The organism is Enterobacter sp. Li2LvB3 (assembly GCF_056156645.1).
This window is the reverse complement of the sequence record NZ_JBSICG010000005.1, coordinates 236,341-243,020: the sequence shown is the minus strand read 5'-3', so window position 1 is coordinate 243,020 and position 6,680 is coordinate 236,341. Positions and strand designations below refer to the sequence as shown.

7 protein-coding genes are annotated in these 6,680 nt (G+C 57.1%); 4 read left to right on the top strand and 3 right to left on the bottom strand.

Annotated features, from left to right (window positions below; translation table 11 throughout):
* Positions 1-50 precede the first annotated feature (50 nt).
* Both ACS603_RS06635 and bioA read right to left on the bottom strand, forming a co-directional pair.
* Positions 51-527, bottom strand: a complete 477-nt coding sequence (locus tag ACS603_RS06635) for a kinase inhibitor (protein WP_182060087.1) — start codon at positions 525-527, stop codon at positions 51-53.
* A gap of 70 nt (positions 528-597) precedes the next feature.
* Positions 598-1,887, bottom strand: coding sequence for an adenosylmethionine--8-amino-7-oxononanoate transaminase (bioA, locus tag ACS603_RS06630; protein ID WP_395675638.1), 1,290 nt, complete (start codon positions 1,885-1,887; stop codon positions 598-600).
* An 86-nt stretch (positions 1,888-1,973) separates the two neighbouring features.
* Here bioA and bioB point away from each other — a divergent pair, with 86 nt between their 5' ends.
* From bioB to bioD, 4 genes are read left to right on the top strand one after another with little or no spacing between them, the layout of a single operon-like run.
* Positions 1,974-3,014: a biotin synthase BioB gene (gene bioB / locus ACS603_RS06625; protein ID WP_446492457.1), complete on the top strand. Its 1,041-nt coding sequence runs from the start codon at positions 1,974-1,976 to the stop codon at positions 3,012-3,014.
* Positions 3,011-4,168 carry an 8-amino-7-oxononanoate synthase gene (bioF, locus tag ACS603_RS06620; RefSeq protein WP_474943978.1) on the top strand — a complete coding sequence of 386 codons (1,158 nt, stop codon included), beginning with the start codon at positions 3,011-3,013 and terminating at the stop codon, positions 4,166-4,168. The genes bioB and bioF overlap by 4 nt, the downstream gene beginning before the upstream one ends.
* Complete coding sequence (gene bioC, locus ACS603_RS06615) at positions 4,152-4,907, top strand: malonyl-ACP O-methyltransferase BioC (RefSeq protein ID WP_474943977.1); 756 nt, start codon at positions 4,152-4,154, stop codon at positions 4,905-4,907. The genes bioF and bioC overlap by 17 nt, the downstream gene beginning before the upstream one ends.
* Positions 4,900-5,601 (top strand): dethiobiotin synthase, encoded by a 702-nt coding sequence (gene bioD, locus ACS603_RS06610; protein WP_474943976.1) that lies wholly within the window; start codon positions 4,900-4,902, stop codon positions 5,599-5,601. Before bioC ends, bioD begins: the two co-directional genes overlap by 8 nt.
* Here the strand turns inward: bioD and ACS603_RS06605 are convergent.
* Positions 5,564-6,286, bottom strand: coding sequence for an ABC transporter ATP-binding protein (locus ACS603_RS06605; protein WP_182060093.1), 723 nt, complete (start codon positions 6,284-6,286; stop codon positions 5,564-5,566). The two genes, bioD and ACS603_RS06605, sit on opposite strands and share 38 nt — an antisense overlap.
* Positions 6,287-6,680: the final 394 nt, after the last annotated feature.

The following is a 6,680-nucleotide window of genomic DNA, read 5'->3' as shown; positions in this document are numbered from 1 at the left end:
CGGGTGCAAAATGTAGGCCGGGTAAGGCGAAGCCGCCACCCGGCTTTTTATCAGGAGTACATCGCCGTTATCGACGCGCTTCCAAGCGAATGGAAGTGCACGTTAAAGCCCACCATCGCGCCGCTGGCACCTTCGTCCACTTCAATCCTATCCACATCCAGTGCATGAACCGTGAAGATATAGCGGTGGGTTTCCCCTTTTGGTGGTGCAGCGCCGCCGTACCCCGCTTTACCAAAGTCGGTACGCGTCTGGATCGCGCCCTCTGGCAGGGCGGCAACGCCAGAGCCCGCACCCTGCGGCAGGACGCGCGTGCTGGCTGGCAGGTTGGCGACAATCCAGTGCCACCAGCCCGAGCCGGTTGGCGCATCCGGGTCGTAGCAAGTGACGACAAAGCTTTTGGTTCCCTCAGGAACGTCATCCCAGGCCAGATGCGGGGATAAATTATCCCCCTGATATCCCATTCCGTTAAATACGTGGCGCTCAGGCAATTTCTCGCCGTCGCGCAGATCCTGACTGATGAGTTTCATTCGTTTTCTCCGTACTGAGCCGTGCAAAAAGTGTAATGCATAAACAGAGTACCGAAGCTAACGCCCTGGATTAAATCGCAAAATGTGCGGGAACCTTAACCGCTTCGACAACCGCGGCGGTCAGCTTGCGCAGCTGATCCCCGGTAATGAGATATGGCGGCATCAGATAGATAAGCTTACCGAAAGGACGAACCCAGACGCCACGCTCGACGAAGAAGCGTTGTAGCGCGGCCATATTCACAGGGTGTGTTGTCTCAATCACGCCAATAGCGCCAAGCACGCGCACATCTGCAACAAACTCAGAACCCGATGCCGCGCTGAGCTCCTGCTGAAGCTGCGCTTCAATTGCAGCCACCTGGGTTTGCCATTCGCCGCTCTCCAGGATGGCAAGGCTTTCGCTCGCGACCGCACAGGCCAGTGGATTTCCCATAAACGTCGGGCCATGCATAAAGCAACCTGCTTCACCGTCGCTGATGGTATCGGCAACGTGGCGCGTGGTGAGCGTGGCGGAAAGCGTCATCGTGCCGCCGGTCAGCGCTTTACCCAGGCACAGAATATCCGGCGCAATACCGGCATGTTCACAGGCAAACAGTTTGCCGGTGCGGCCAAAGCCGGTGGCTATCTCATCGGCAATCAGCAGAATGCCCTCGCGATCGCACATCTTACGAATACGTTTCAGCCACTCGGGATGGTACATGCGCATCCCACCGGCACCCTGCACAACAGGCTCGAGGATCACTGCGGCTATCTCATGGCGGTGCGCGGCCATCAGTCGCGCAAAGCCGACCATGTCCATCTCGTTCCACTCACCACCGAAACGGCTTTGTGGCGCCGGGGCAAACAGGTTTTCCGGCAGGTAGCCCTTCCACAGGCTGTGCATCGAGTTATCCGGATCACAGACCGACATCGCGCCGAAGGTATCCCCGTGATAACCGTTGCGGAAGGTGAGGAACCGCTGGCGGGCCTCGCCTTTTGCGTGCCAGTACTGCAACGCCATTTTCATCGCCACTTCAACGGCGACGGAACCCGAGTCCGCGAGGAAAACGCACTCCAGCGAGTCAGGCGTCATCGCCACCAGACGGCGGCAAAGATCAACCGCAGGCTGATGAGTGATGCCGCCGAACATCACGTGCGACATCTGGTCAATCTGCGCTTTCATCGCCGCGTTCAGACGCGGATTGTTGTAGCCGTGAATGGCGGCCCACCAGGAGGACATCCCGTCAACAAGCCGCTCGCCGCTGGCGAGATGCAGTTCGCAGCCGTGGGCAGAGGCCACCGGGTAAACGGGCAGCGGGTTCGTCGTGGAAGTGTAAGGGTGCCAGATATGCAGCTTATCGAAGGCGAGATCGTCCTGGGTCATAATCGACTTGTAAACCATTTTGAAAAGTTTTAGGTTTACGAGTATAAACCGAACCGAAAATTAACAAAACCCTTTGGAGAAGCCCGATGGCTCACCACGCACGCTGGACAATGTCGCAAGTCACTGAATTATTTGATAAGCCTTTCCTTGATCTGCTGTTTGAAGCGCAAACGGTACACCGCCAGCACTTCGACCCGCGTCATGTGCAGGTCAGTACGCTGCTGTCGATCAAGACGGGCGCGTGCCCGGAAGATTGCAAATATTGCCCGCAAAGCGCTCGCTATAAAACCGGTCTTGAATCCGAACGCCTCATGGAAGTGGAGCAGGTTTTGGATTCTGCGCGTAAAGCGAAAAACGCAGGATCGACCCGTTTTTGCATGGGTGCTGCGTGGAAGAACCCACACGATCGCGACATGCCCTATCTGGAACAGATGGTGAAAGGCGTGAAGGAGATGGGGCTGGAAGCCTGTATGACGCTGGGAACGCTGAATGACGATCAGGCACAACGTCTGTCTGCTGCGGGTCTGGATTACTACAACCATAACCTCGACACCTCTCCTGAGTTTTACGGCAACATCATCACCACGCGTACCTACCAGGAGCGCCTGGACACCCTGGATAAAGTCCGTGATGCGGGCATCAAAGTGTGTTCCGGCGGTATTGTCGGCCTGGGCGAAACGGTGAAAGATCGCGCCGGTCTGCTGCTGCAACTGGCCAACCTGCCAACCCCACCAGAAAGCGTGCCAATTAACATGCTGGTGAAGGTGAAAGGTACGCCGCTGGCGGATAACGACGACGTCGATGCGTTTGATTTTATCCGCACCATTGCGGTGGCGCGCATCATGATGCCGACCTCCTTTGTGCGCCTGTCTGCCGGGCGCGAGCAGATGAGCGAACAAACGCAGGCGATGTGCTTTATGGCCGGTGCAAACTCTATTTTCTACGGTTGCAAACTGCTGACCACGCCAAACCCGGAAGAGGACAAAGACGTCCAGCTGTTCCGTAAATTAGGGCTGAATCCGCACCAGACTGATGTGCTGACGGGCGATAACGAGCAACAGCAGCAGCTGGAGCAGCAAATTTTCAACGCCGATACTGACCAGTTTTACAACGCGGCAGCTGTATGACCTGGCAACAACGCATAAACACCGCCCTGGAGGAACGCCGGGCGGCGGAGGCTTTTCGCGTACGCAGGGTTGTGGAAAACGGTGCAGGCCGTTTTCTCACCCGCGACAATCAGCGTTTTTGCAACTTCTCCAGTAACGATTATCTGGCCTTAAGTCAGCATCCGCAGATTGTCCGCGCCTGGCAGCAGGGAGCCGAACGTTACGGTGTGGGCAGTGGGGGATCAGGCCACGTCAGCGGTTACACCACAGCCCATCAGGCGCTGGAGGAAGAGCTTGCCGACTGGCTGGGGTATCCCCGTGCGTTGCTGTTTATCTCGGGTTTTGCGGCCAATCAGGCGGTGATTACCGCCCTGATGGGGAAAGACGACAGAATTGTGGCCGACCGTTTGAGCCATGCCTCGCTACTGGAGGCGGCAAACCTGAGCCCGGCGCAGCTTCGCCGCTTTGCCCATAATGACGCCACCCCGCTTCACGCTCTGCTGGACAAGCCCTGTGACGGCCAACAGCTGGTAGTGACGGAAGGGGTGTTTAGCATGGACGGCGACAGCGCACCGCTAAACGCCCTGCATGATGTTGCGCAGCAGCATAACGCCTGGCTGCTGGTGGATGATGCCCACGGGATCGGCGTGGTGGGTGATGAAGGGCGCGGAAGCGCGTATCACCAGGGCGTGAAACCCGAATTGCTGGTGGTGACGTTCGGTAAAGGATTTGGTGTCAGCGGAGCGGCGGTGCTGTGCAGTGAAACGGTTGCCGATTATCTACTGCAATTCGCACGACACTTGATTTACAGCACCAGTATGCCGCCTGCGCAGGCCGTGGCGTTATCTGCGTCAATGCAGGTAATACGTGGGGATGACGGAGAAGCACGTCGGCAGCGCTTAGCACAACACATCCGGCATTTCCGCCAGGGCTTAAGCACGCTGCCTTTCCAGAGCATTGACTCACTGAGTGCAATTCAGCCGGTTATCGTAGGGGATAACGGCCGGGCACTGAAGCTGGCGCAAATGCTACGCGAACAGGGCATGTGGGTGACGGCGATCCGCCCGCCGACGGTACCTCCTGGCACGGCGCGGTTACGCCTTACGCTCACGGCGGCTCACGAAACGCAGGATATCGATACGCTGCTGGAGGCGCTGTATGCTGCCCGTCAATAAAGAGGCCATTGCAGCTGCGTTTGGTCGCGCGGCGCAGAGCTATTCACAACACGATGAACTGCAACGTCAGAGCGCGCGTGGGTTGCTCAGCACGCTGGGCGAGAGCCATTTCCCGCAGGTGCTGGATGCCGGATGTGGCCCGGGCGCGAACAGCCGCTACTGGCGCGCCGCGGGAAGCTGTGTGACAGCTATCGATCTCTCTTCGCAAATGCTTGACGAAGCACGCCAGCAACAGGCGGCTGACCGCTATCTGGTCGCGGATATTGAAGCCATCCCCCTGCCCGACGGGCAGTTTGACCTGGTGTGGAGCCACCTTGCAGTGCAGTGGTGCAGCAGCCTGCCTCAGGCGTTGCATGAGCTGTATCGCGTGGCACGACCCGGCGGAAAAATCGCATTCACCACGCTGCTTGAAAGCTCGTTGCCGGAGCTGAATCAGGCCTGGCATGCGGTGGATGCCGGGGCGCACGCTAACCGGTTTTTATCGCAGGATGAGGTGCTCCAGGCGCTGAAAGGCTGGCGTAACCGCAGCGTGGTGCAGACCATTACGCTCAGTTTTAGCGATGCCCTCAGCGCCATGCGCTCGCTGAAAGGTATTGGGGCGACGCATTTGCATTCGGGACGGGACAAAAAACCGCTTACCCGTGGCCAATTGCACCGTTTAGGGATGGCCTGGCCGCAGCAACAGGGCGAGTTTCCGCTCTCTTATCAACTTTTTCATGGGATTATCGAACGTGACTGAACGTTATTTTGTCACCGGCACCGATACGGAAGTCGGTAAGACGGTTGCCAGCTCGGCGCTATTGCAAGCGGCGAATCTGCAAGGGTTTATCACCGCGGGCTACAAACCAGTGGCCTCGGGCAGTGAGATGACAACAGAGGGATTACGCAATACGGATGCGCTGGCGTTGCAACGTAACAGCAGCCTTACGCTGAGCTACTCGCAGGTGAATCCCTACACATTCGCCGAGCCAACCTCGCCGCACATCGTCAGTGCAGACGAAGGCCGGGCGATTGATTTCGCGGTGTTGTCGAAGGGATTACGCGCTCTGGAGCGACAGGCAGAGTGGGTACTGGTTGAAGGAGCAGGCGGCTGGTTTACACCACTTTCGGATCAACAAACCTTTGCCGATTGGGTACAGGCCGAACAGCTCCCGGTTATCCTGGTGGTGGGGGTGAAGCTTGGCTGCATCAACCACGCTATGCTGACTGCGCAGGCCATCCAGCAGGCGGGGTTGCGCCTGGCGGGCTGGATAGCCAACGATGTGGTCGCACCAGGCAGGCGTCATCAGGAATATCTGGCAACACTAAAACGCGTGCTGCCCGCGCCATGCCTGGGTGAGATCCCCTGGCTTGCTGAGGGGGCCGACAGTGCCGAAACTGGTCACTATCTGGATCTCAGCGTCTTGCCTCCAGTGTCATCCAGTGGGCAATAAGCTCATCATTCAGCTCGTTAACGTGGCCCTGTGCCACGTTACGCCCGCGATACAACATGCAGAAGCGGTCCGCAACCCGACGGATAAACGACAGCTGCTGCTCCGCTAACAGTACCGTCATACCCAGCTCACGGTTCAGCCTTATCAACAGTTGCGCAAGCTTCTGGGCAAAGCTCGGCCCTGCGCCGTGCATCGGTTCATCCAGAATCAACACCCGCGGGCGATTCACCAGGGCGTTGGCTATCGCCAGCTGATACTGAATATCGGGCGGTAACCCGTTGGCCCGTGTCTGGCGCAGCGTATAGAGCTGCGGGAAAAGCGCGTAAACCTCGCTTTTGGCGGAGGCATCAGGCTTTCCCGTGGCCCGCATCGCGATATGCAGATTCTCTTCAATGGTCAACTGCGAGAAAATCCGTCTGTCCTGCGAGACGTAGCCAATGCCAGGTCGGTTTCGCTGTTCAGGTGGCTGGCTGAGCAGATCGCGCGGTGGTGCCCCCGCTTCATGCCAGATGATTGTTCCGCTATCAACGGGTAAATTTCCCGCGATGCAGTTCATCAGCGTGGTTTTCCCCATACCCGGCAGGCCAATGACCCCCGTACACAGGCCTGGCGGTAAATCTAAATCAACATTCCATAGCGTATGTTGGCTTCCGTAAAACTGATTAACTGCACGCAGACTCAACATGTTTCTCTCCTTAAAAATCGATGTGGGTATGGCTCGTACGGATTGTGCAAAACTCCTGCCAGAACCGTTAAGTTGATTAAAAAAGAGACTTTTTTAGGAATGAGCCTGGGGCAAGGTAGGGATGCGGCACGGAATTGCACAGTGGCAGTGCTGGCGGTGTTGAGTTGTGGTGCAGCGATAAAATCACTGAATTGTGATTAAGATCTCACCAAACCGTTATGTCTGACGCAACTGATTATCATCAAAAAACAGCTATAAAATTTTTTTGTCACCCCACCGGTGGGAAAAACCGGGAATTAGCTGAGTGGCGGTCTATACGGGCTGGAAGCAGTTATCCACTATTCCTGTGGATAACCATGTGTATTAGAGTTAGAAAACACGCGATAAGCGAGAG

Excerpts from the sequence above, each read along its gene's own strand:
- ACS603_RS06635 (WP_182060087.1), bottom strand. The coding sequence starts at position 527 with ATGAAACTCATCAGTCAGGATCTGCGCGACGGCGAGAAATTGCCTGAG.
- bioA (WP_395675638.1), bottom strand. The coding sequence starts at position 1,887 with ATGACCCAGGACGATCTCGCCTTCGATAAGCTGCATATCTGGCACCCT.
- bioB (WP_446492457.1), top strand. The coding sequence starts at position 1,974 with ATGGCTCACCACGCACGCTGGACAATGTCGCAAGTCACTGAATTATTT.
- bioF (WP_474943978.1), top strand. The coding sequence starts at position 3,011 with ATGACCTGGCAACAACGCATAAACACCGCCCTGGAGGAACGCCGGGCG.
- bioC (WP_474943977.1), top strand. The coding sequence starts at position 4,152 with ATGCTGCCCGTCAATAAAGAGGCCATTGCAGCTGCGTTTGGTCGCGCG.
- ACS603_RS06605 (WP_182060093.1), bottom strand. The coding sequence starts at position 6,286 with ATGTTGAGTCTGCGTGCAGTTAATCAGTTTTACGGAAGCCAACATACG.